This is a genomic window from Hymenobacter cheonanensis (assembly GCF_030581075.1).
In the GTDB taxonomy this organism is placed as follows: domain Bacteria; phylum Bacteroidota; class Bacteroidia; order Cytophagales; family Hymenobacteraceae; genus Hymenobacter.
The window spans coordinates 121,573-144,803 of record NZ_JAUQSW010000002.1; the positions used below are offsets into that span (position 1 = coordinate 121,573).

The following is a 23,231-nucleotide window of genomic DNA, read 5'->3' on the forward strand; positions in this document are numbered from 1 at the left end:
GTCCTCAGCGCTCGATACCTACTCCCATTGTGAAGGAAAGATTGCCGCGCTCCGCTACGTTGCACTCGCAAGGACAGACGTCATTCAAAGCTCTCATTTACAATTTGCTCACCCTCGCCAACCCTTCTGCGCTGCTTGCCCTGCTCGGCCTCCTGGTGCCGCTGGCCATCCACCTCTGGAACCGCCGGCCGGGCCGCGAGGTGGCGGTGGGCAGCCTGCGCTGGCTGGCCGCCGGGGCCAACCGCCGCCTGCGCAACCTGCGCCTCGAGCAGGTGGGGCTGCTGCTGCTGCGCGCCGCCCTGCTGGCCGCGCTGGCCGTGGCGCTGGCCGGGCCGCAGTGGCGCCAGCCGCAGCCCGCCGGCCGGGGCCAGGTGCTGGTGAGCCGCGAGCTGGCCGATGGCAGCAGCCTGGCCGCTGTGCGCCCGGCGCTTGACTCGCTGCGGCGGCGCGGCTACCAGTTGCGCTGGCTGGCGGCCGGGTTGCCGGCTATCACGCCCGCCGAATGGCAGGCCGACTCGCTAGGACGCAAAAACGCCAAAGGCAACTCCTTGACCGACAATAGGTACTGGGCGCGCATTCAGCAAGCGGCCGATGCCTACCCGGGCCAGCCGCTATACGCCGTAACGCCGGCCTCGCTGCGCGCCCTGGGCGGGGCGCACCCGGCGCTGCCCGCCAGCCTCACCTGGCAAACCATTCCGGCGCGCGCGGCCACTACCTGGCTGCAAGCCGCTGCCGCCAGCGCCGACAGCCTGCGCCTGCTGCTGGGCCAAAGCAACGAAAAGCAGACTACTTACCGGGTGGTGCGCGTGGCGCGGCCCCAGCCGGGCACCACGCTGGCGGTGGCCGGCCTACCGCCGTTGCGCTACGAAACCACGGCCGGCCAACCGCAGCTGCGGCCGGTAGCCGCCGATTCGGCGCAGGTATCGCTAGCGGTGCCGGTGCGCACCGGGGCCTTGCGGGTGGTGGTTTTCGCCCCGGCCGGCGCGGCCGAGGAGGCGCGCTACCTGCGTGCTGCCCTGCGGGCGGCGGCTGTGGGCCTGCCCGCGCCGCTAGCCCTCACCATAAGCACTACGGAACCTGACCCGGCCGGCGCGCCCGACTGGCTTTTTTGGCTGGGCGATAGCCCGGTGCCTGCCGCCTGGCGCGCCCGGGTGCCGCGCGGCCTGCACCTGTGGCAGGAAGCCGCCGGCGCCGGCCTGCCCGATACCGCCACCCTGGCCACGGCCGAAACGGCCGCCGATGCGCCTATCGTGCTCACGCGCCGGGGCCGGCTAGCCCTGCCGGCGGGCAGCTACCCGCGCTGGGCCGATGGCCGGGGCCAGGCCGTACTGGCCGAAACAAGGCAAGGCCAAGGCGCTAGCTACCTACTAGCTACGCGCTTGCAACCCACTTGGAGCACGCTGTCCGCCAGCCCTGCATTGCCAGCGCTGTTGCTCGACCTGCTAGCGACCAACCCGCAGCTAGGTACCGATTCGCTGCTGACCGCTTACGACCAGCGCCGCCTCGACCCGGCCCAGCTGCCCACGCGCCCAGTGCGGCTGGCCGGTAGCAGGGCCGCAGCGCCCACGGCCTACCGCTTCACCGACCTGCGGCCCTGGCTGGTGCTGCTGGCGGCCCTGCTGCTGGGGCTGGAGCGCTGGCTGGCGCAGCGGCGGGCGGCCTCTCCTCTCTTAGCAATTCCTTCGTTATGAGTCAGGTAACCACGAAAACCAACCCGGACCTAGCTCCTGCCCGGCCCCTGCTGCAAGCCGCCGGGCGCAGCTATGCCGGGCGGCGGCTGGTGGCCGTGGGGCTGCCCACGCTGGCCGGCTTGCTGCTGCTAGGAGTACTGGCGGCGCGCTGGCCCGGTGGCCGCCCGGCGCTGCTGGCGGGCCTGGTGGCCGTGCTGGCCCTGGCCGCGTGGCAGCTGTGGCCGCTGCGCCGGCTGGGGCCGCCGGCCGTGGCCCGGCAGCTCGACCGGCTTTTTCCGGAGCTGGAAGACAGCGCGGGCCTGCTGTTGCAAGACCCCGCGCAGCTGCCGTTTTTGGGGCAGCTGCAGCAGCAGCGGGTAGGGCAGCGGCTCGCCGAGCTGGCTACGACGCAGGCCCCGCTGCTGCCGACTTTCTTCCAAAACTCCTTCATCATCAGTGCCTTGCTGCTGCTTGGCAGCGCGCTGGCCTGGTGGCTGCCTGCTCGGCAGCCAGCGGCGCTGGCTCCGGCGGCGGTGGCGGTGCACTTTTCGCCCGATGTGGCCCAGGCCGTGCCGGCCACGGCGCCGCGCATTACCAAAGTAGAGCTGCTGGTGACGCCGCCGGCCTACACCCGGCGTGCGGCGTTTGCGCCGGCCGCTGCCTCGTTCCAGTGCCCGCAGGGGGCGCGGGTGCGGTGGCTGGTACACGTGAGCCGGGCCGCCGGCGCGGCGCCCACGCTGGAAATCGGCAGCCAGAAACTGACGCTGCGGCCCGCGGCGGGCCTAGCCAATCAGTTTGAGGCTACGCAGGTGCTGAACGCCTCGGCGCTGTACCGGCTGCGCTTTGCGGGGCAGACTTCGGACGACTACGCCATTGAGGTGCGACCCGATTTGGCGCCCACTATTCGCCTGCAAACTCCTAAGCCTTACACGCTTATTGCGGCTAGGGGCACCCGGCCCGAGGTACCGATAAAAGCTACCCTGCGCGATGATTATGGCCTGAGCCGCGCCGAGCTGGTTATCACCGTGGCCCAAGGGCAGGGCGAGGCGGTGAAATTTCATGAAGTGCGCCGCGACCTGAGCGCCGGCCTGGGCGGCCAGCCGGGCGAGGCCGCCGTAGCTAGCCTCCTGAATTTGCCCAAGCTCGGCATGACCTACGGCGATGAGCTGTATTTCTACGTGCAGGCCCGCGACAATAATGGCCACGCCGCCCGCTCCGACGCCTTTTTGGTGCAGTGGCAGGACACGGCCGCCGTCACCAGCGCCCTCGACATGGGCATGGGCGTGAACACCGCGCCGGCGTACTTCCGCAGTGAGCGCCAGATTATTATCGACACCGAAAAGCTGATTGCCGAAAAGCCGAAGCTCACGGCCGCCGAGTTTAGCAACCGGGCCAATGCGCTGGGCTTCGACCAGCAGTCGCTACGCCTGCGCTACGGCAAGTTTTTGGGCGAAGAAGCCGAGAAGGGCCTCGGCGTGACGGCCGGCCCGCCCACCGCCGACGAACCCGCCTCGCCCACCGCCGACGCCCCCACGGCCGACGAAAAGCCCACCGCCCCCAAACCCGCCGAGGCCGACGACGACCACCCCGAAGCGCCGGCCGGCCGCAACGCCTCGGCCACCGCCGCTACCGACGCGCTGATGGACCCCTACATGCACAAGCACGACGACGCCGAAACCGCCGACTTCCTGGAGCCCGCCGTGAAGGCCAAGCTGCACGCCGTGCTCGACGAAATGTGGGCCGCCGAGCTGCGCCTGCGCACCGGCCAGCCCGCCGCGGCCCGCCCCTTCGAGTACCGCGCCCTGCGCCTGCTCAAGCAGGTGCAGCAGCAAACCCGCGCCTACGTCAAGAAGGCCGGCTTCACGCCCACGCCTTTTCCGGAGGCCACGCTGCGCCTCACCGGCGAGCTGAAAGGGGCCGCCGCGCCGCGCCTGCAAGCCACGTTGCCTGCCCCCGCCACCCAGCCCACCGTGCGCGCCGCCCTGCGCTGGCTAGCCACCCAAAGCGGCCAGCCTGCCCGCCCCGCCGATGCCCTGGCCCTGGAGCAAGCCGGCACCGCCCTGGCCCAGGCGGCTCTGCAAAAGCCCGGCCTGTACCTGCCGGCCCTGCGCGCCCTGCGCCAGCTGGCGGCCGATGTCCGGGCCAGCCGCGTGCCCTGCGCCACCTGCCTGGCCCCCGCCCAACGGGCGCTGGCCGACCTGCTACCCGCGCCCGTGCCTACCGCCGCCCCGGTCCCCGCCCCCGACCGCCTGGCCCGGCGCTACTTTGAGGAGCTGAGCCGCTAGCCCGGCTGCCAATCAATTTTCAATACCTGGCAAGCTAACTCAACCTGTAAAACGCGGCGCATTAATACCCCGCAACACCGCGCAAAATCCTGCCAGCTTATTCTTACCGCCTTGGTTATCGCTCTTATCTCTTTGCTTGCTGCCCTGGCCCTGGGGCTGCTGGTAGCCGCCTGGCGCCGGCCCGACCGCCGCCGGTTGGCGCTGCGCCTGCTGGCTAGCCTGCTGGCCCCGCTGGCGCTGTGGTACACCGCCTACCCGCCGCTGCGCGCCGTGCCCGCCGCCCGGGCCGAGGCTATTGTGCTTACGCCTGGCTACCAATCCGATACGCTGCGCCAGCTGCTGCGCCGCCTGGGCGCCGGCACACCCGTGTGGGCCTACGGTACCCGCCCGCCCGCCCGCGCCAAGGCGCTGGGCAGCCTGCTAAAGCTAACGGACCAGCGCCCGGCCCTGCGCCGGGTGCACGTGCTGGGCGAGGGCCTGCCCACTGCCGAGCTGCCGGCGCTGGGTCCGCTGGCGGTGGTGCCCCACGCGGCGGCCCCCTACGCGGGCATTCGGGCGGCGGGCTGGCCGCAGCACCTCACCTTGGGGCAGCGCTTTGAGGTGGAGGGCAACGTGGCCGGCGCGGGCCCTGGCTGGGTGAGTCTGCAAGCCGAAGGCGCGGCCCGCGACTCGGTGCGGCTGCCCGCCGGCACCGGGCCTTTCCGGCTGAGCTACCAGCCCAAAGTGGCTGGCCTGGCGCGCTACGCCCTGCGGCTGCGCCGCCAGGGGCAGCCCGCCACCACCGAGCCCTTGCCCCTGGAAATAGCCCCCACTACACTGCCGCCGGTGCTGCTGCTGGCCGCCGTGCCGGGCTTCGAGTTTAAGTTTTTGAAAAACAGCCTGGCCGCCGCGGGCCGAGCCGTGGCCCTGCGCACCACCGTGAGCCGGGGCCTGGTGCAAACGGAGTTTCTCAACCAAGCGGCCCAGCCGCTCGACCACCTCACGCCCACCCTGCTGGCCCGCTACGCCGTAGTGGTGGCCGATGCCGCCACGCTAGCCGCCCTGCCCGGTGGCGAAGCCCAATCCCTGCGCGCCGCCGTGCAGCAGGGCCGCCTGGGCCTAGTGCTGCTGGCCGAGGCTTTGGCCCTGCCCGCTGCCGCACCCGCCCGCGCCGATTTTGTGGTGCAGGCGCTGCCTACGGCCGGGGCCGTGGCCCAGCCCCTCACCTGGCCCGATGCGCCGGGCGCGGTGCGGGCGCTGCTGCCGGCTCGGCTACGGCCTAGTGGCGCGCTGCAACCCCTCATCACGGCGCCCGGTGGGGCCCTGGTGGCCGCCAGCCGGCGCGTGGGGCTAGGGGCCACCGTGGTATCGGTAGTGCCCGAAACCTTCCGCTGGGCTTTGCAAGGGCAGGCCGCGGCCTACGCTTCCTTCTGGAGCCAGCTGCTGACGGCCGCTACTCCGCCGCCTGCCCCGGCGGCCACCTGGCTGGCCCTGAGCCGCTGGCCGCACCCGCAGCAGCCGCTTACGCTGCGGCTGGCGGGCGCCCGGCCGGCCAGCCTGCCCACCGTGCAGCCGCTGGCGGGCGGCCCCGCCGTGCAGCTAGCCCTGGCCCAGGATACCCGCCTGCCCGAATGGAGCACCGCCCAGTACTGGCCCGCCACGGCCGGCTGGCACCAGGTGCGCGGCCCGGGCCGCACGGTGCACAGCTTCTACGTGTACGACTCGGCGGCCTGGCGGGGCCCCGAGCTGCAAGCCCGGCAGCAGGCACTGGCGGCGCGCGCCACCCTAGCCAGCTCCGGCCCGGCGGCCGAAACTACCACCGTGCAGCAGCCCTGGACCGCCGGGTGGTTTTTTGGGCTGTTTTTGCTGGCGGCGGGCTTTATGTGGCTGGAGGAAAAGCTCTGATTTGCTAGCTGCCTTTAGCTTAGACTGCCTACTCGCGGGAAGTAGGCAGTCTTTTTTTTGCACCCACGCAACGGTTGGCCGGGCGCGCCGGTCAAGCCCCCAACTGCCGGAAACCAGCTCCTGGCGCTACTACATTTTGTGTATGGCTACTTCTGCTTCTGCCGTTTCCGACGCCCTGCTGGCCGCGTGTCGCCGGGGCGAAGAGGCGGCCCAGTTTCAGCTGTACCAGTTGCTTTCGCACCAGCTTATGGGCGTGTGCCTGCGCTACTGCCCTAGCCGGGCCGAGGCTGAGGATGCGCTCCAAAACACGTTTGTGAAGCTCTTTACCCGCCTCGACCAATACCGGGCCGAGGGGCCTTTTGAGGCCTGGGCCCGACGCGTGGCGGTGCGTACCTCGCTGCACGCGCTGGCCCAGCATCGCCTGCGCCACCCCGGTGGCTATGGCGATGCCGACCCCGACGACCTGGCCACCGACCTGCCCAGCCCCGAGCCCTCGGCCCTCGATGAGCTGGCCGCCGCCGACCTGCTTCACCACCTCGCAGCCCTGCCGCCCGGCTACCGCGCCGTGCTCAATCTCTACGCCATCGAAGGCTATTCGCACCCCGAAATCGCGCAGCTGCTGGGTATTGCCGAAGGCACCAGCAAGTCGCAGCTGGCGCGCGCCCGCCAGCTACTGGCCCAGCGCCTATGCCTGGCCAAACCCAAGCTTTGTCAATCATGAACGAACCGGCCAATCTTCCTCCCGACGATGCCCGCGACCAGCTGTTGGATGCGCTACAAGCGCGCTTGGGCAGCTACGGTGTGCCCCCGCCGCCTGGGGCGTGGGCCGGCATTCGGCAGCGCTTGCCGGCCCCGGTGCCGCCGTGGTGGCGCCGGCCCCGCCGCCTGCTGCCTCTGCTGGCGCTCCTGCTTTCCGTAGCCCTGACGGGCTACCTGCTCAACCGAAGGGGCCAGCTCGGGGGCCGGCCAACCTTGCCGCTGGCGAGCCACCCTAGCGGGGCACCCACGCGGAGCTTACCTGCCCTCGAAACACTTGACCATGAACCAGTAGCGACTTCAGGCAGCCACCTGCACCCCGAATCAATACTCGCCCCTACGCCCAGCGCTAGTACTGCCCTACCGAAGGCACGCCCTGGCTCCGCGTCGCCCACAACTGCTACGCCATTCACCGGTAGTACTTCTATAGCCGGCGCCCCACTTTCGGCAGTGGCCAAGGCAGCGCCCTTAGTGGCCGCTGCTGCCGATTACCGGCGGTTGGCGCGGGCCACGCCGCGGGCTGCTGCTCGGTCATTTGCACCTCAATCACTACGCAATAGCCCTGTTGGGCAACAAGCAGCTGTTAGCCGCTCCGCTACCACGCGCCTGGCAGGGCGCGCCAGCGCTACTGCTCCTACAAGCCAGTTACACCGCCAGCACTCACCAGTAGGGCTAGCGCACTTACCAGCTAATTTTTTGATTAAAAGACAGTTGAAGGAAGCACACAAGCTAACCACTCGGCCTTTAGCAGAAGCAGTTGACCAGGAGCGTGCGCAGGCTAGCCACCGGTGGGCCGATGCTGCCCGGCGGCACCGGGTGCCGCCAGCAACTTTACGCGGCTACCGGCTGCCAGGGGCACGGCGCTCCCAGCAGCGTACTGGCTTGGCTACTTACCAGAAGCAGCGTGGCAACGGGGTTGCCGCCCCAACAGCTTATACCGCAGCAACGGAGGACACCTTCTTACCTGCTCGCTCTCTTGGGCAGCACGCCACCAGCCCCGAGGCTGCGGGGCTAGCTAGCTTGGTGCTGCGCCGCGCTAGCCTGTTACTACTCGCGCCCGGCGCGCTGCCGGGCAACCTAGTGGCCCGCCCCGATTCGAGCCCGCCGGCGCGGCCCGTGCGGCGCTGGGCGCTGCTGGCCACGGCCGGCCCCACGCTGAGCTACCGCACCCTTGGCGCCGCGCCGGCCGCGCTGGGCACCCGCCCCGATTTTGCCCACCTGGAGCGACCAGCCGTGGGGCTGGGGGCGCAGGTGCAAGTGCGCCGGGTGCTGGCGGGCCGCTGGGCCCTGGCCGTGGGCCTAGGCTATCAGGAGTATGCTACTCACCTGGCCTTGCAACAGGTAGATTCGGGGCGCACCACGCACTTCGGCCTGCGCGATACCTACCAATTGCTTACGGTGCCGGTGCAGCTCAGCTACGCGCTGGGCGCGCCGCGCGGCCGCCTGGCTAAGGCCCTGCTGCTAGGGGCCGAGGTGGGCTGGTACCGCGGTGGGCGCAGCACCGAGGGCAGCGACTGCGGCTGCCGGCAGCAGGCCTACACCGCAGCTGCCACCGACAGCCTGTACTCGGCCCATACCCTAGCCCTGAGCCTGGGCCTCGACCTGCGCTACCGCCTCGGCGGCCCGGCCTCGCGCTGGCAGTGGCTGGTGCAGCCCACCGGGCGCTACGTGCTCACGCCCTTTGTGAAGCCTGCCGCGGCAGGTTTTTCGCCCCGCCAGCCTTTTAGCCTGGGCTTGTTCACGGGGTTTTCCTGGGATATCCGCTAGGGTCTGAAGCTGGCCGGCCGGCAGCTTCGCTCTACGCTACGCCCATTTTTTCATTGCTTTTACTTTTTTACCATGATTCGCTATTTGACTTTGCTCGGCGCGGCCGGGCTGCTGCTGGCGGCCGGCTGCCGCAAGGATGATGTAATAAGCTGTACCCCCACTGTGTCTTCTTCACTTAGCCTGAAGAATTTTTCGGGCCGCAATAGCGCAGCGACTCAAACCTTTACGCTAGCGCTGGGGGCTAGCCAAACGATTACGACCGCCGGGGGCGCGACCCTCACTTTTCCGGCCAATAGCCTGCTACTGCCCACGGGCAGCCCGGCCACCGGCACGGCCCAGGTGCGCCTGCGCGAGCTGTATACCGTGCCCGACATGGTGCTGGCCAACATGCCCACCGATATCGTGCGCCAGGGCAACATGCTGGTTTCGGGGGGCGAGTTCAACATCCAGATTTGGCAAAATGCTGCTCGCCTGCGTTTGGCTGTGGGCCAGGCCGTAGCCTTGCAGTCGCCGGTGCCCACGGCCCAGGATACTACCCGCCAATACGTGTGGCAGCAGCCCACGGCCGTGATGGCCAGCGACAGCGCGGGCTGGCAGCTAGCCAGCGCGCAGCGGGTGCAAGCCCTGCCGGGCCTTTACCGCGCCTCGCTACCCCTCGACTCTATCGGCTGGTGGAACCTCGACCAGTTCTGGCACGCCTACTACTCGGCCAGCACGGCCCGAATAACGGTGAAAACCACCGCCACGGCCGCCGGCGAAACCCGCGTGTACCTGCGGCCCGTGGGCTACAACGGCCTCATGAAGCTATGGCCCGCCACCACGGCGGGCACCGATTGGCAACGGGAGGTGCCCATCGGCGCCGAGCTGGTAGCCGTCGTTTTGCAATCGCTTAACGGTCAGCTCTATTTCGGCACCCAGCGGCTTACCACCAGCAGCGGCCTCACTATCAGCCCGGTCGTAACCGCCGTTAGCGAGGCCGAGGCTGTGCGGCTTATTCGGCAACTCTGAGGCGCTAGCGCAACGCGCACACGTGGCTGGCCAGGGGGCTTCTGCTAAAACTTATGTCCCATAAAAAAGCCCTCCGTGCTGGCACGGAGGGCTCTTTTGACAATATAAAAACCTGCTAGTAAGCCCTAGCAAACCAGGCGCGGCGCTGGCTGGGCCGGCCGGTCACGATGCACACGCCATCCTCGTCGGGCTCGTTGAGGGGCAGGCAGCGCACGGTGGCTTTGGTTTGCTCCTTGATGAGTTCTTCGGTTTCGGAAGTGCCATCGTAGTGGGCCACCACAAAGCCGCCGGGGCCATCGAGCACCGCCTTAAACTCGTCGTAGGTATCCACGCGGGTGGTGTGGGTGTCGCGGTAGTGCTTGGCCTTATTGTAGATGCTGAGCTGAATGTCGTTCAGCAGCTTATCTACGCTGTCTACCACGTCGGACAGGGGCAATTGCAGCTTCTGCTTGGTGTCGCGGCGGGCCGCTTCCACGGTGCCGGCGTCGAGGTCGCGGGCGCCGATGGCCAGGCGCACGGGCACGCCCTTCATCTCCCACTCGGCAAACTTGAAGCCCGGGCGCTCAGTGTCGCGGCTGTCCACCTTCACGGAAATGCCGCGCTGGGCCAGCCCCTGCTGAATGGGCCGGATGCGCTCGAGCAGCGCATCAAGCTCGCCGGTTTTATAAATCGGCACAATCACGACCTGAATCGGCGCCAGCTTGGGCGGCAGCACTAGCCCCTCGTCGTCGGAGTGGGCCATGATGAGCGCACCCATCAGGCGGGTGCTCACGCCCCAGCTCGTGCCCCACACGTGCTCCAGGCCGCCTTCCTTGGTTTGGAACTGCACATCAAACGCCTTGGCAAAGTTCTGGCCCAGGAAGTGGCTGGTGCCCGCTTGCAGGGCCTTGCCATCCTGCATCAGGGCCTCGATGCAATAGGTATCCTCGGCGCCGGCAAAGCGCTCGTTGGGGGTTTTCACGCCCTTCACCACCGGCAGGGCAATGTGCTCTTCGGCAAACTCGGCGTACACGTCGAGCATCTGGCGGGTTTCGGCCACGGCCTCGGTGGCGGTGGCGTGGGCCGTGTGGCCCTCCTGCCACAGAAACTCGGCGGTGCGCAAAAACAAGCGCGTGCGCATTTCCCAGCGCACCACGTTGGCCCACTGGTTGATGAGCAGCGGCAGGTCGCGGTAGCTCTGAATCCAGTTTTTGTAGGTGCTCCAGATAATGGCTTCCGAGGTGGGGCGCACAATCAGCTCTTCTTCGAGCTTGGCGTTGGGGTCTACGCGCAGCTTGCCCGGGCGGTCGGGGTCGTTTTGGAGGCGGTAGTGGGTTACCACGGCGCACTCCTTGGCGAAGCCTTCGGCGTTCTTTTCTTCGGCCTCAAACAGGCTTTTGGGCACGAAGAGCGGGAAGTAGGCATTCTCGTGGCCGGTGCGCTTAAACATGTCGTCGAGCTGGCGCTGCATCTTCTCCCAAATGGCGTAGCCATAGGGCTTGATGACCATGCAGCCGCGCACGGCGGAGTTCTCGGCCAGGCCGGCCCGCTTCACCAGCTCGTTGTACCAGGCCGAATAATCTTCCTGGCGGGTAGGCAACTTTTTGCTCATAACAGGCATCTGAAACCACTATATCGGCATAGGCGCTGGGCCTGCCGATTATGGTATGGGTTTTGTGTCAGTATCTTTAGTCGAAAGGCACCGTTTTGCGGCGAAATTACGTTATAGTAGGGCGCACGCGTGCGGAGGCCTCCCGCTTGAGCAGTTCTTTTTGAGCCTGGCCCTGGCGCCGGGTTTTTCACCTAGCCTCCATTTGCTCCGCAATTACTTTACTAACCCACTCAGCGCTTCGCTGATTTCTCATTTTTTTCAGTCATGAAAAACCTGCTCGCCGCTACTTTGCCGGCGTTGGCGCTGCTCGCTTTGGGCGGGTGCGCCACCTCTGGAGCGCTGACGACCTCTACGGAGAACGACGGTGTGTATTACTCTTCCAGCGACCACACCACGACCGTGGCTAGCCCCTTGCCGGGTGCCTACGGCAACACGGGCACCATTCCGGCCCGGGCACTCGATGACACCACGCCGGTGGCCGCCGCTACCACCGACGATGCCAACCCCGACTATCAGGGCGGCACCTCGCAGGGCTACGGCACGGGCACCGATTACTACAGCAACAGCTACAACAACGGCCTGAGCTACTACAACCCGAGCGGCTTTGGCCAGCCCTACACCGGGCCGGGCGTAAGCTCCTACAATTATGCCCCAGTCTACGGGGGTTCACCTTCGTACTACGGCTCGCCGTTTGGCTACAGCAGCGCCTTTGGGTATGGCTATTCGCCGTTTGGCTTTGGCTACTCGCCCTTCATGAGCTACGGGTATTCGCCCTTCGGCTACGGCTACCCTTACGGTGGCTTTTATGACCCTTTCTACTCGCCGTTTGGCTATGGCTACGGCTCGGGCCTAAGCATTGGGTTTGGCTACGGCGGGTTTGGTGGGTTTGGCTCGCCTTATGGGTATGGCTATTCACCTTTCGGCTACGGCTACTCGCCGTACGGCTATGGTTATGGCTCGGGATATGGGTACGTGGGCAGCGGCGACTATGCGCGCCACGTTATCTACACCCGCGGGGCTGGCGTAAGCTCGCCGGGCACGGGTGCGGTGCTATACGGCTCGCGCAATAACCGCGGCGGCGCCGTGATGAACGCCACCGGCAACCCGAACGCCGTGAACCTGGGCGGGCGGCCTAGCGCCGGCTCGTACACTGGCAATGCCACGGCCATTCCAGGCAGTGGCGGCGGGGCACCGGCAGCTGGCCCCACGGGCCGGGGGGGGCGCGCTGTCAGCTTTGGCGAGGCCACCGGCCAACCCAGCTACTCGACGCCGGGCACCCAGGTGAATGCCGCGCCGACCTCTACGCCCACTTCGCCGGGCCGCCGGGGCTTCTTCGGTGGGTTCTTCGGCAATGGTGCCAACACCACGGCCGGCCAGCCGGCTACAACGGGCCAGCCTGCCAGCTCGGGCAATTACGGTGGCAGCCGCCAGCGGGCCTACACCAACTATGGCCAGGGCCAGCAGTCTATGCAGCAAGGCACCTACAGCCAGCCGCAGCGCAGCTACAGCCAGCCTACCTACAGCCAGCCCAGCCCCAGCCGCTCGTTTGGCGGCGGTAGCTTCGGCGGCGGTGGCAGCTTCGGCGGGGGTGGTGGCGGCGGCGGTGGTCGTGGTCGCCGCTAGGCCTTTCGGCTTCAGCTAATACACTTTACCGCTTGATTTTACCCGGGCCGGTCTCAGGGACCGGCTCTTTTTTGCCCATACTTTTTTCTTATGAAGCACGCATTTATGGGCCTGGCTATGACGCTGGGCGGTTTTCTGATGGTTAGCCAGGCGGCCCGGGCGCAGGGCGGCTACGCCAACGATGCCTTGCTGTACATGCGCCAAAACCCGAGCGGCACGGCGCGCACCCTGGGCCTGGCGGGGGCCGGCTCCTCGCTAGGGGCTGATTTTGGCAACCTTACCAGCAACCCGGCCGGCCTGGGCTTCTTCACCAAATCGGAGATAAGCCTGACGCCGGGCGTGGGCTTTGGCACCAGCAACGCCGTGCAGGCCAGCAATGCGGCGGCCGTGGGCAGCAGCTTCCCAACTGTATCGCAAACGGCTAACAGCTTTCACATTGCCAGCGCGGGCCTTGTGTTTGCCAGCCGCCGGCCCGATAGCGACAATACCAGCGACTGGCGCGGCGGCGCCCTCGCCCTGGGCTTTACCCGGCTGGCCGACTTCAACCAGGGCATCAGCTACCAGAACACGACCGATGACAACCACTCGTTTTTTCAGCGCTTGCGCGAGCCGTATAACAACGGCGACTATACCAGCGCCAGCTACCAGAACAACGTGGATGATATTTACAACCAATATCTTAGCTCCAACAACGCCAGCACCAGCCAGTACCAGAACATCGACGGCCTAGCCTACGGCACCGGCCTCACCGACCAGGTAGAGGTGGCTAACCCCGGCACGGGCACGGCGCAGGGCAAAACTATTTTTCGGGTGGGCACGCCCGCGCCCCTCAACCCCGCCGACCCAAACTATGCCAGTGCCCCGGCGGCCCTGAAAAGGGCCCGCGTGGGCGCCATCACCCAAAACGAAACCATCCTGACCAAGGGCTCGCTCTCGCAGTTTGACCTGGGCTACGGCGGCAACTACCGCGACCGGCTCTACATCGGTGGCGGCATCGGCATTGTATCGCTCAACCGCACGCGCAACAGCACCTTCAGCGAAAGCTCGGGAGGTGAGCAGGATTTTGTATCGACCGACTACCTCAAAACCACCGGCACCGGCATCAACGGCCGGCTAGGCATCATTGTGAAGGCCAACGATGCCGTGCGCCTCGGCGCCTCGGTGCAAACGCCTACCTACATCCGCCTCAGCGAGGAGTACAGCACCACGCTCACGGCCAATACCAAGTACGCCACCACGGGCACCGTTAGCTCGCTCGCAACGGCGCCGGGCACGTTTGAGTACAGCGTTACGACGCCTTTCCGGGCCAACGGCGGGGCCACGGTGCTGCTGGGCAAGGCCGGCTTCATCACCGGCGATGTCGAGTACGTGGGCTATTCGCAGGCCAAGTTCAATACCATCGACGGCACCAGCGACCAGGGCCTGAACGACGGCAATGCCAACATCAGCAGCAACTACCGCAGCGTGGTAAACCTGCGCTTTGGCGCCGAGGCCCGCCTTGCTGCCTTCCGCCTGCGCGCCGGCTATGCCTACTATGCCTCGCCCTACAAGACCGACGCCAGCGACTACAACCGCAGCCAGAACTATTTTTCGCTAGGGGCGGGCGTGCGCACCAAGAGCTTCTTCCTGGACCTGGCCGGGGTGTACCTCACCGGCAAAGAGCAGTACCAGCCCTACGCGCTGGCCTACGTGGCGCCGCCCACCGTCAACCTCACCAACAATCGCTTCACCACCAGCCTCACCGGCGGACTGTTATTTTAAGTCATTGCCAGCCAGGGCATTTACCCGCCAAAAGCCTCCCCACCCGCGCTGCCTTTGGGCTGTGGGTGGGGAGGCTTTTGGCGGATAGGCAGGCTAGCGCGGCTGCTTGGCTAGGCGCACTTGCAGCCGCAGGCCGGTGGTGGTGCTGCCGTTGGGCACGCTCTCGACCAGCAGCAGGCCGTAAACCGAGCCTTTGCCCTTGATAGTCGAAGTGCTCGTGGCCCGGAACGCATACACCTGGCCGGTGGCCAGCGCGGGCAGATACGCCCGGCCCGTGCCCGTAAACAGGTTGTGGATGGCCACCGTATCCTGCACGCTGGCAAAGCCGGCGGGCAGCAGCGTGGTGAGCCGGAAGCGCGTGCGGCGGCGGTTGGTGGTGAGCCAGCGCGTGGTGCTGAGGGGCGCGATTGCGCCCAGCGTATCGGGCGAGGCCAGGCGCAGGCCATCGGGCAGCACTATCAGGTCGGTGAGCTGCTGCAGCTCCACGCTGGGCGCGCTGCCCAGCACGGTGTAGGCCGGCAGGGCCAGCCCCGATTTGAGGTCGATGAAGCGCCGCGCCGCCTTAGTGGTGGCCGGCACCCGCAGGTTGAGCACGTAGTTGTGGTACACGGCCGCCGAGTCAGAGCGGCGCACGGCCAGCACAAACGAGCGCGCCGACGAGTTGCCGTTGCGGTCGGTGGCCGTAAACGTCCAGCGCTCGGTGCCCGAGGTGGTGCGCGCCCCAAACACGGGCGTGTACAAAAAGTCGCCGTGCGTGAGCGTCGAATCCATGAACGTGACCAGCGAATCGGCCGGCACGTTGTTGATAAACAGGTTTAGCGGGCTAGGGTAGGCAAACGGCGCCCGCTGCGGCGTGTAGCGCACCGTGGCCGTGAAGCGCGTGAGGTGATTGGATTTGTCCGTTGCGGTATCGGTGAAGGCGTAGAGGTTGGTGGCCAGCGTATCGGCCGCGCCCACGGTGCGGTTGCCGGTGGTAAAGCGCGAAGACCCTACGAAATTCAGCGACAGCGGGCCGTTGGTCTTGGCCCCACAGCCCGCCAGCAGCCCCACCAGCAACCACCCACTCAGCACCCTAAGCAACAAACGCATACGCAACAGCAAAAAAGTAAAGTCCCACAAAGGTCGGCAGGCGCGCCCGCCCACGGGCTAGCCCCCCGCCCCCACCCCAACGCCGGGCCGCGCCCGCTTATTCCCTGGCGGGCCAAACTTGGGCAGCAGCTAGCCCCGGCCCTAATGCCAAAGCGCGCCTGCGGCCGAGGCCACAAGCGCGCTAACTACTTATTTGCCAACCAAGAACCAACTACTACTTGGTAGCAGCCGGGTAATCGGTATAGCCCTTGGGGCCGGGCGTGTAAAAGGTATTCTTATCGCCTTCAGCCAAGGGCACGTGCTGGGCAAAGCGCGCCACCAGGTCGGGGTTCGAGATGTAGAGCGTGCCGTAGGCCACGAGGTCGGCGTCGCCGTCGGCGAGTACTTTATTGCCTTTTTCCTCGTCGAAGCCGCCGTTGATGATGAGCGTGCCCGTATAGAGCGGGCGGTAGCGCTTGGCAATGTGCGGCTCGGCCAATTTGTTCTGGCTCACGTCGGTGAAAGGCTCCGACAGGTGCAGGTAGGCTAGCCCATAGTCGTTGAGGCGTTTGATGATGTAGTCGAACGTGGGGATGGTTTCGGCGTCGAGGGTCATGCCAAACAGGCCGTCGAGCGAGGGGTTGAGGCGGGCGCCCACCTTGCCCATATCCACGCCGGCCGCCTTGATGGCGTCGAGCACTTCGAAGAAAAACCGGGCGCGGTTCTCCATCGAGCCGCCGTACTCATCGGTGCGGTGGTTGCTGGTGCCGTTGAAAAACTGGTGAAACAGGTAGCCGTTTGAGGAGTGAATCTCCATGCCGTCGAAGCCCGCCTTCAGCGCGTTTTGGGCGCCTAGCACAAAATCGGCCACGGTTTTCTTGATTTGGGCCACCGTCATTTCGGCCGGCGCCACCGTTTCCTTGAAGCCGGTGGGCGTGTATACCTGGCTGTGCGGGTTGAGGGCCGAGGCCGACAGCGGCAGATTGCCGCCCAGCAAATCGGGGTGCGACATGCGGCCCACGTGCCAGAGCTGCACAAATATTTTGCCCCCGTGCTGGTGAATGGCCTCGGTAACTTTCTGCCAGCCAGCCACCTGCTCGCTGGTATAAATGCCCGGCACGTTGATGTAGCCCGCCGCCTCGGTGCTCACGTAAGTGCCTTCCGTGATGAGGAGGCCCGCCGAGGCGCGTTGGGTGTAGTACTCCACCATCAGGTCGTTGGGCACGGCGCCGGGGTTGTCGGCGCGGCTGCGCGTCATGGGGGCCATCACCACGCGGTTTTTCAAAGTCAGCTTATCACTGCTATAAGGGGTCAGGAGCGGTTGCTCAGCCATTGCAAAAGGAAGTAAAATACAGAATCAAAGGCTTCCGGTTGGGAAGCGCTTGAAAAGCCTGTAGGTACACGTTTTGTTTTGGCTAGGCGCAAACCCCGCTTCTGGCCCCTCCCCAAAAGGCAGGGGAGCCAGACGACTGCTTACGTATCCTGACGCGAGGCTCCCCTCCTTCTTTGGGGAGGGGCCGGGGGTGGGGTTTGCGGGCGGCTAGGCCACTTCCGGCCCTAGGGCGCGGTGGCCCGCACCATGCGCGGCCGGCCAAACATATCGGCCACGCCCTGCACTGCCTCGTAGCCCTGCCCGCGCAGCAGCGCCTGCGTTTCTTCGCTAAAAGCTTCGTTGATTTCGAAGTACAGCGCGCCGCCCGGCCGCAGCAGCCGGCGCCCCACCGCCCCTAGCCGCCGATAAAAGAGCAGCGGGTCATCGTCGGGCACAAACAGGGCGGTGGCGGGCTCCCAGGCCAGCACATTTTCGCGCATCAGCGCCCGCTCGCTTTCGCGCACGTAGGGCGGGTTGCTCACCAGAATGTCGAGGCTGGCGGGCGCCGCACCGGCTGGCTCCTGCCGCAGCATGTTCACCTGCTCGAACTGCACGCCCGGCGCGTAGCGGGCCGCGTTGCGCCGGGCCACGGCCAGCGCCTCGGCCGAAATATCTACGGCCAGCACCTGGCTGCCCGGCAGCTCAAGGGCTAGCGCAATGGCCAGGCAGCCGCTGCCGGTGCCCACATCGAGCAGGCGCAGGCCCGGCCGGCCGGCGTGGGCGCGGGCAATGAGCTGCACCAGCTCCTCAGTTTCGGGGCGCGGAATGAGCGTGGCGGGCGTTACTTCCAGCTCCAGCCCGGCAAAGTGCGCCGTCCCCAGCACGTACTGCACCGGCTCGTGGGCCAGCAGGCGGGCCTGCACGGCGGGCAGCTGCGCCAGCGCGGCAACCGGCACGGGCGCCGCGGCCTGCATGCGGCGCTGCAATGGGCTCAGGCCCAGTAAGTGCTCGGCTACCAGCGCGGCCACGGCCTGGGCTTCGGGGGCGGGGTAAATGGCCGCCAGGGCGGTGGCCAGACTGGCGGTGAGTTGCTGGGTCGTCATGCGGCAAGTGGTGGGGTGGGCCATAAGCCCGCCCAGGTTAGGACAAAAGTATTTTATCTGAAAATCAATCCATTATACTATAAATACTATTTTTTACTTCTTAACCATCTGATTTTTATAATATTTCAATACCTTGCCATATAATTATTAGCCCCAAACGTTTGCGGGCAATCAACTTACCTAATTCATTCTCCCACAATCTTTTTCACATTTTATGACCACAAAAGTACGCTTACTAGTAAGGGGGGGCATTAACGCTGACCCTTGTCACCAGCCTCATGGGCTGTAACCGCGACAAAATTGCGCAGGAATTGCCCCAGCCTACCGAAACCGCCCTGCAAACCCAGGCCAACCAAGAGCTAGCGGCCTTGGCCAAAGCGCTGGCCCGCACGCTGGGGACCGACGCGGCTACGCGCCAACAGTTGAAAGCGGCCGCACTCCAAAAATTTGATGGTGACTATGATGTGCTCTACCAACCTTTTGTGGCCGAGCACAGCGATTTTGGGCAGCGCGTGGCCAGTGCCGTAGCCAGCGCCGACCCGGCCGGGCTGACGATGCCCGCGCTGCTAGGGCGCATCCCAATGCTCAATATTTCCGTGCCCGTCAACATCGACAAGTGGGATGCTGCTAATTACGCGCCTTTGGTTATTTTTATTCCGGCGGGCTACAGCGAGCGCACGGCCACGCGGGTAAAAGCCTTCGACCAGGAGGGCAATGAGCATTGGCTGGACGCCAAAAAAGCACCCGCCTTTCCGGTGGTGGTGGTAGGGCCCAGCGAGCGCGTAGCATCGGTCGACGCCGTTATAAAGGCTGGCTCTACGTTGGCAGCACTTAAACCTCTGAGTATCGCCGAAGGCAATCAGCCGGCAAACATCCGCGTGCCAGAGGAGGGTGATGGAGGTGGCACTACCTCGCCCGCGCCCGCGCCTTCGCCCTATAAGACAACAGCCAGCACCTGCCGCACCGATAAGCAGACCGAATATTTGCGCAGTAGGCACATGGAGGACGTAAGCGTATACGAATCCTGGTTTCTGGGCGACCCCGAAATCAAGCTTCAGATTAAGGGGGCTCTCGGCGGAAACGGAGTCACCTATTTGTACAGCTCAATTTTTACCCCTTCACGGAGTGATATAGAGGATACCTACTTTCCTAATGCCCAATTGTATTATTGGGACACCTCAGTCACCGCTGACGCAGTATTGTATTATTGGCTGGAGCAGGATGGAGGAACGATAGGCACTGTCACATTCGGACTAGAATATACCACTGCCTCGGGTGTAAAGGGCACTACCGGCCTTAGCTTCCCAATTGGCAGCGACGATGATGAGATTGGATACAAAGCCATGAATTTTGACTTCTGTCCGTCGATAGGTTATTATTCGCTGAGCGCCGAGGGAGGATAGTTTCGTTGGCAGCTCGATAACCGTCCTTAATCGTTAAAGCTATGTTGTATATGCAACGATTGAGGGTAACGGCTTCTAGTGTACCACAGATGCGGCGGAATGTAGTTGTTGCTGCAGTTAGTAGGGTCATAGTAGCTTATTCGGCGATTTTTGCGCTATTTCTACCAGCCCATGCCCAGCATTTAGAAGCTATATTCGCTTCTACTAGCCTCAATGTTACTCAAACCAGAGCAACGGCTTCCGTTATCCCAATGGGGCCGACCTATACCCTACTCACCAACGAGGACCGGAACCGTTACGATGATATCGGCTACCGGCTGGCGCTGGCAGCTCGTTGGAAGCTGGGAAGCGCTGGATTTTTTGCTCAACCGGAGGTGGCGTTTACTAACACGCGCGGCCAGAGCTATATCATCAGCTATTACCGGGTGCCCCAATTTCCTGACGGCGATACCTTCTCTCATCGCATTCACCGCGAGGAGCTGGCCATGCTGTTGGGCAGGCACACTAGCCACCATACCTACGTGCTAGTGGGTCCGGTTTTGGCTTTAAACCAGCAGCAAGCTCAACTTGCCGCACCCTCGGGCAGCGTAGCTGCCGTGTACAATAGTCTTTTTCAGACTGTCGAACCTATACAACTGCTAGTACAGGCCGGTGTAGGTGTAACCTTCCGCCGCTTCGATTTCAACCTGCGCTTGGAACAAAGTTTAACGCCTTACACCCGGCGCGGAACCTTTGAAGGCAATAGTTATGGCTACGAGCAGCAAATCCGGCAGGGACTGTTCACGGCGGGCTTCCTACTCTACAAGCGCCGCGCACACCAAGTCGCAGCAAGGCCCTAGCCTGTACGGGCAACGAGAAACCAGCCCACAAAAATGCCCTGCCTCTTGTCGAAGCAGGGCATTTTTGTGGGCTGGTTTCTCGTTGCCGGAAGCGGCAGCTGGTACTATTCCGCCCCTGGCAAATAGCTTTACACCTAATCTTTGTGCTGCACATCTCCCCCGCTCTATGTCCCTGCTCGACGACTCGTTTTTCATGCGCCGCGCCCTCGACCTGGCCCTGCTGGGCCGGGGCCGCACCCGCCCCAACCCCCTGGTGGGCTGCGTGGTAGTGGGCCCGGCAGGCGACATTATCGGCGAGGGCTACCACCAGCAGTACGGTGGCCCCCACGCCGAGGTCAATGCCCTGGCCAGCGTAGCCGACCAAGAACTACTGCGCCAGAGCCGCGTATTTGTGACGCTGGAGCCCTGCGCCCACCACGGCAAAACGCCGCCCTGCGCCGACCTGCTCATCGCCAAGGGCGTGCCCGAAGTAATAGTGTGCAACGACGACCCCAACCCCCTGGTGGCCGGCCAGGGCCTAGCCAAGCTGCGCGCGGCGGGCATCAAAGTAAGCACCGGCCTGCTGGCCGGGGAAGGCCGCCAGCTCAACCGGCGCTTTTTCACCTTTCAGGAAAAAAACCGCCCTTATCTAGTGTTGAAATGGGCCGAGTCGGCCGACGGGTTTCTGGCCGGGCCGCACTTCCAGCAGGTGCAGATAAGCGGGCCGCAGGCCCAGCTCCTCACCCACCAGTGGCGCACCGATGAGGCGGCCATCCTGGTGGGCACCCGCACGGCCCTGCACGACAACCCCCGCCTGAATGCCCGCGAGTGGCCCGGCCCCCAGCCCACGCGCCTCGTCATCGACAAAAACCTGGCCCTGCCCCCTAGCCACCACGTGCTTGATGGCTCGCAGCCCACCATCATCTACACGCACCGCGAGCGGGCCAGCCGCCCCAACCTCGACTACGTAACGCTGCCCTTTGCCCCGGCCGGCGCCCCCCCCTCGCCCGACCTGCTGCCCGCCGTGCTCGCCGATTTGCACGCCCGCCACATGCAGTCGGTGCTGGTAGAAGGCGGCCCCACCGTGCTCAATGCTCTCATTAACACCAATGTGTGGGATGAGATTCGCGTGTTTCGCAGCGCCAGGCGGCTCGAGCGCGGCATTGCCGCCCCCCGGCTAGGCCTGCGCGGCTGGCAAAGCCACGAAAAAGTAGGGGCCGACGACCTGTTCATTTACCGCAACAGTTAACGAAGCTGTGTAGGCAGTCGCCCAACACAACGTTGGGTATGCAGCCCGCAGGCAAGTAGCTTTAACACCAAAAAGGGCTTCCCACTAAGTGGGAAGCCCTTTTTACTGCTGTGCTTCAGGCCGGGCGCGGGCCTAGCGGCCCCCAAACAGGCCGCCTAGCAAGCCGCCCAGGCCGCTGCCCATAATGCCGCCGCCGCCCGCGCTGGCCGGCTGCGAGTTGGGGCGCCCGCCCAGGCCACCCAGCACCGACATAATAGAGCCCAGGCCGCTGCCGCCCATCGAGCCCTGTTGCGGGTACTGGCTGGTGTCTACTGTTTGCTGCTGCTGGCCGCCGCCACCCAGCACCCCGCTCAGCAGGCCGCCGCCGAGCAGCCCACCCAGCAGGCCGCCCAACCCGCTGCCGCCGCCCATGCTGCCCATAGCGCCGCTCAGCAGGCCGCCCAGCGAGCCGCTCTGGCTCTGGGGCTGGCCATAGCCGCTGTTGCTATTGCTATTGCCGCCGCCCATCACGCGCGAAATCACCATGGGGGCTACCACGCCGAGCAAGCCCGCCATGAGGGCGCCTTTCGGAATGCCCACGTTGCTGAGCTTGTCGCCGATACTGCTCAAAAAGCCTTGCTTGCCAGGGTCTTGCGGGTCGTGGGGCACGCTAGCGGCCTGGTCTACCACGCTTTCGAGGGTTTGCTTCTGCTCGGGGTTGATGCCGAGGTAGGCGGCCATTTTGCCCACCATCTCCTCCTCGCCAGCCGAGTACGTGCCGTCGGCACGGGCCAGGCTGATGAGGTCAGTTACGAGCGAGTAGCGCAGGTCGCTGCTTTTGAGCTGGTCGAGGCTCTGCTGCACCGTGCTGTTATCGGCGCTGTCGGCGGCGGCCAGCACCTGGCGGGTGGCGGCGTCCGAGAGGCCCGCCTGCTGGGCTAGGCGCTGCAAAAACTCCGCCTCGGGGGCCGAAGCCTGGCGGTCGGCAGTGGCCAGGGCCGCAATAGCGCTGAGATAAGCCGTTTTTTCGGCCTCCGAATAGTTTTGAAGCAACTGCGTTTCCATGAAAGAGACGTAAAAGGAGTGGGTAGAAAAGAGAAAAAGGCGGGCCTGCCGGCTGCCCGCCAAGCTGCGCCTGCTAACGGCTGTGCGCCGTTAGCGTTGCCACCACTAGCCGTAGCGCCGGGCACCGTTGCTTTTTTATGAAATTTTTATGGCTGACTGCTAATTTTTTACCCCTTTCTGCCAGGCTGCCAGCCCACTTTTTTAACGCCCCGTTTGGCTATTCCGAAAAATGCCCCCATCTTTGTATCACCAAAACGGCAATAGCCGCTCGGCAAAAGGGAGATTAGCTCAGCTGGTTCAGAGCATCTGCCTTACAAGCAGAGGGTCACTGGTTCGAACCCAGTATCTCCCACGTTGATAAACAGCCACTTAGTAGCAATACTGAGTGGCTGTTTTGCTTTTGGTGCCCACGGTGGTTTACATAAGCCCTCGCATCCCTATGAGGTACGAAGAATTTACGCTGCGGCTGCTTTGTCTCCACCTGCTCCATAATGAGCTAATATACCTCGCCTGAGAAATACTGCTATGGCGCCCGGCGTAGTGCCGCCGAAGGCACAAAAAACCTCCTTATTCCCCTCAGACGCTCGACGGTTCGCCCACGCTTAATCAAATTGAGCATTGGTTAATCTGTTCGAGGAAATAGAACTTCAGCGTCACCTCGTCCTCGGCAGGGCGGCGCTGGTCTTTTACTTCCGTGTACGCACCATCAAAGTACTTATACTAGCAGTGCTGATTAAGATGGCGCTGACTACTTTTGCCCACTTCTGCTCCCAGGCGCAGCCTTCATTTCTAAGTAGTTATGCCCTGCCTTCTTGCGCTATTTCGATGGCTAGCTCCTAGCTATCATTGGGGCAGGCAGTTGGCGGGGGGGGTACTTGGGTTGCTGCTG

At 64.9% G+C, this 23,231-nt stretch carries 16 protein-coding genes and 1 tRNA gene; 12 read left to right on the forward strand and 5 right to left on the reverse strand.

The window, feature by feature from the left end; genetic code table 11:
• Positions 1 to 104 precede the first annotated feature (104 nt).
• The 6 genes from Q5H89_RS04170 to Q5H89_RS04195 all read left to right on the forward strand — a co-directional run bounded on the left by Q5H89_RS04170 (position 105) and on the right by Q5H89_RS04195 (position 9,370).
• Positions 105 to 1,691: a BatA domain-containing protein gene (locus Q5H89_RS04170; protein WP_305018044.1), complete on the forward strand. Its 1,587-nt coding sequence runs from the start codon at positions 105 to 107 to the stop codon at positions 1,689 to 1,691.
• A complete protein-coding gene (locus tag Q5H89_RS04175; protein WP_305018045.1) occupies positions 1,688 to 3,955 on the forward strand; it encodes a DUF4175 family protein in 2,268 nt (755 codons plus the stop codon). The genes Q5H89_RS04170 and Q5H89_RS04175 overlap by 4 nt, the downstream gene beginning before the upstream one ends.
• A 132-nt stretch (positions 3,956 to 4,087) precedes the next feature.
• Positions 4,088 to 5,839, forward strand: a complete 1,752-nt coding sequence (locus Q5H89_RS04180) for a hypothetical protein (protein WP_305018046.1) — start codon at positions 4,088 to 4,090, stop codon at positions 5,837 to 5,839.
• 142 nt (positions 5,840 to 5,981) lie between these two features.
• Positions 5,982 to 6,560: an RNA polymerase sigma factor gene (locus Q5H89_RS04185; protein WP_305018047.1), complete on the forward strand. Its 579-nt coding sequence runs from the start codon at positions 5,982 to 5,984 to the stop codon at positions 6,558 to 6,560.
• Between the two features lie 1,058 nt (positions 6,561 to 7,618).
• Positions 7,619 to 8,362, forward strand: coding sequence for a hypothetical protein (locus Q5H89_RS04190; protein WP_305018048.1), 744 nt, complete (start codon positions 7,619 to 7,621; stop codon positions 8,360 to 8,362).
• 72 nt (positions 8,363 to 8,434) lie between these two features.
• Positions 8,435 to 9,370, forward strand: a complete 936-nt coding sequence (locus Q5H89_RS04195; RefSeq protein ID WP_305018049.1) for a hypothetical protein — start codon at positions 8,435 to 8,437, stop codon at positions 9,368 to 9,370.
• A 115-nt stretch (positions 9,371 to 9,485) separates the two neighbouring features.
• On the opposite strand, the gene proS is transcribed toward Q5H89_RS04195, so the two are convergent.
• A complete protein-coding gene (gene proS, locus Q5H89_RS04200) occupies positions 9,486 to 10,961 on the reverse strand; it encodes a proline--tRNA ligase (protein WP_305018050.1) in 1,476 nt (491 codons plus the stop codon).
• A 264-nt stretch (positions 10,962 to 11,225) separates the two neighbouring features.
• Between proS and Q5H89_RS04205 the strand changes: the two genes are divergently transcribed.
• Positions 11,226 to 12,584 (forward strand): hypothetical protein, encoded by a 1,359-nt coding sequence (locus tag Q5H89_RS04205; RefSeq protein WP_305018051.1) that lies wholly within the window; start codon positions 11,226 to 11,228, stop codon positions 12,582 to 12,584.
• 90 nt (positions 12,585 to 12,674) lie between these two features.
• Positions 12,675 to 14,345, forward strand: a complete 1,671-nt coding sequence (locus Q5H89_RS04210; protein ID WP_305018052.1) for an OmpP1/FadL family transporter — start codon at positions 12,675 to 12,677, stop codon at positions 14,343 to 14,345.
• A 93-nt stretch (positions 14,346 to 14,438) separates the two neighbouring features.
• On the opposite strand, the gene Q5H89_RS04215 is transcribed toward Q5H89_RS04210, so the two are convergent.
• From Q5H89_RS04215 to prmC, 3 genes are all read right to left on the reverse strand, one after another.
• Positions 14,439 to 15,434: a hypothetical protein gene (locus Q5H89_RS04215; RefSeq protein WP_305018053.1), complete on the reverse strand. Its 996-nt coding sequence runs from the start codon at positions 15,432 to 15,434 to the stop codon at positions 14,439 to 14,441.
• A 214-nt stretch (positions 15,435 to 15,648) separates the two neighbouring features.
• Positions 15,649 to 16,746 carry an alkene reductase gene (locus tag Q5H89_RS04220; protein WP_305018054.1) on the reverse strand — a complete coding sequence of 366 codons (1,098 nt, stop codon included), beginning with the start codon at positions 16,744 to 16,746 and terminating at the stop codon, positions 15,649 to 15,651.
• 224 nt (positions 16,747 to 16,970) lie between these two features.
• Positions 16,971 to 17,828, reverse strand: coding sequence for a peptide chain release factor N(5)-glutamine methyltransferase (prmC, locus tag Q5H89_RS04225; RefSeq protein WP_305018055.1), 858 nt, complete (start codon positions 17,826 to 17,828; stop codon positions 16,971 to 16,973).
• A 278-nt stretch (positions 17,829 to 18,106) separates the two neighbouring features.
• Here prmC and Q5H89_RS04230 point away from each other — a divergent pair, with 278 nt between their 5' ends.
• From Q5H89_RS04230 to ribD, 3 genes are all read left to right on the forward strand, one after another.
• Positions 18,107 to 19,231: a DUF3103 family protein gene (locus Q5H89_RS04230; protein WP_305018056.1), complete on the forward strand. Its 1,125-nt coding sequence runs from the start codon at positions 18,107 to 18,109 to the stop codon at positions 19,229 to 19,231.
• 251 nt (positions 19,232 to 19,482) lie between these two features.
• Positions 19,483 to 20,070 (forward strand): hypothetical protein, encoded by a 588-nt coding sequence (locus Q5H89_RS04235; RefSeq protein ID WP_305018057.1) that lies wholly within the window; start codon positions 19,483 to 19,485, stop codon positions 20,068 to 20,070.
• 166 nt (positions 20,071 to 20,236) lie between these two features.
• Entirely contained in the window at positions 20,237 to 21,298 is a 1,062-nt protein-coding gene (ribD, locus tag Q5H89_RS04240) for a bifunctional diaminohydroxyphosphoribosylaminopyrimidine deaminase/5-amino-6-(5-phosphoribosylamino)uracil reductase RibD (protein WP_305018058.1), read from the forward strand.
• Between the two features lie 132 nt (positions 21,299 to 21,430).
• Here the strand turns inward: ribD and Q5H89_RS04245 are convergent, their stop codons facing one another.
• Positions 21,431 to 22,342 (reverse strand): TerB family tellurite resistance protein, encoded by a 912-nt coding sequence (locus Q5H89_RS04245; RefSeq protein WP_305018059.1) that lies wholly within the window; start codon positions 22,340 to 22,342, stop codon positions 21,431 to 21,433.
• A 277-nt stretch (positions 22,343 to 22,619) separates the two neighbouring features.
• Here Q5H89_RS04245 and Q5H89_RS04250 point away from each other — a divergent pair.
• Positions 22,620 to 22,694: transfer RNA gene (locus tag Q5H89_RS04250), tRNA-Val, on the forward strand.
• Positions 22,695 to 23,231 lie beyond the last annotated feature (537 nt).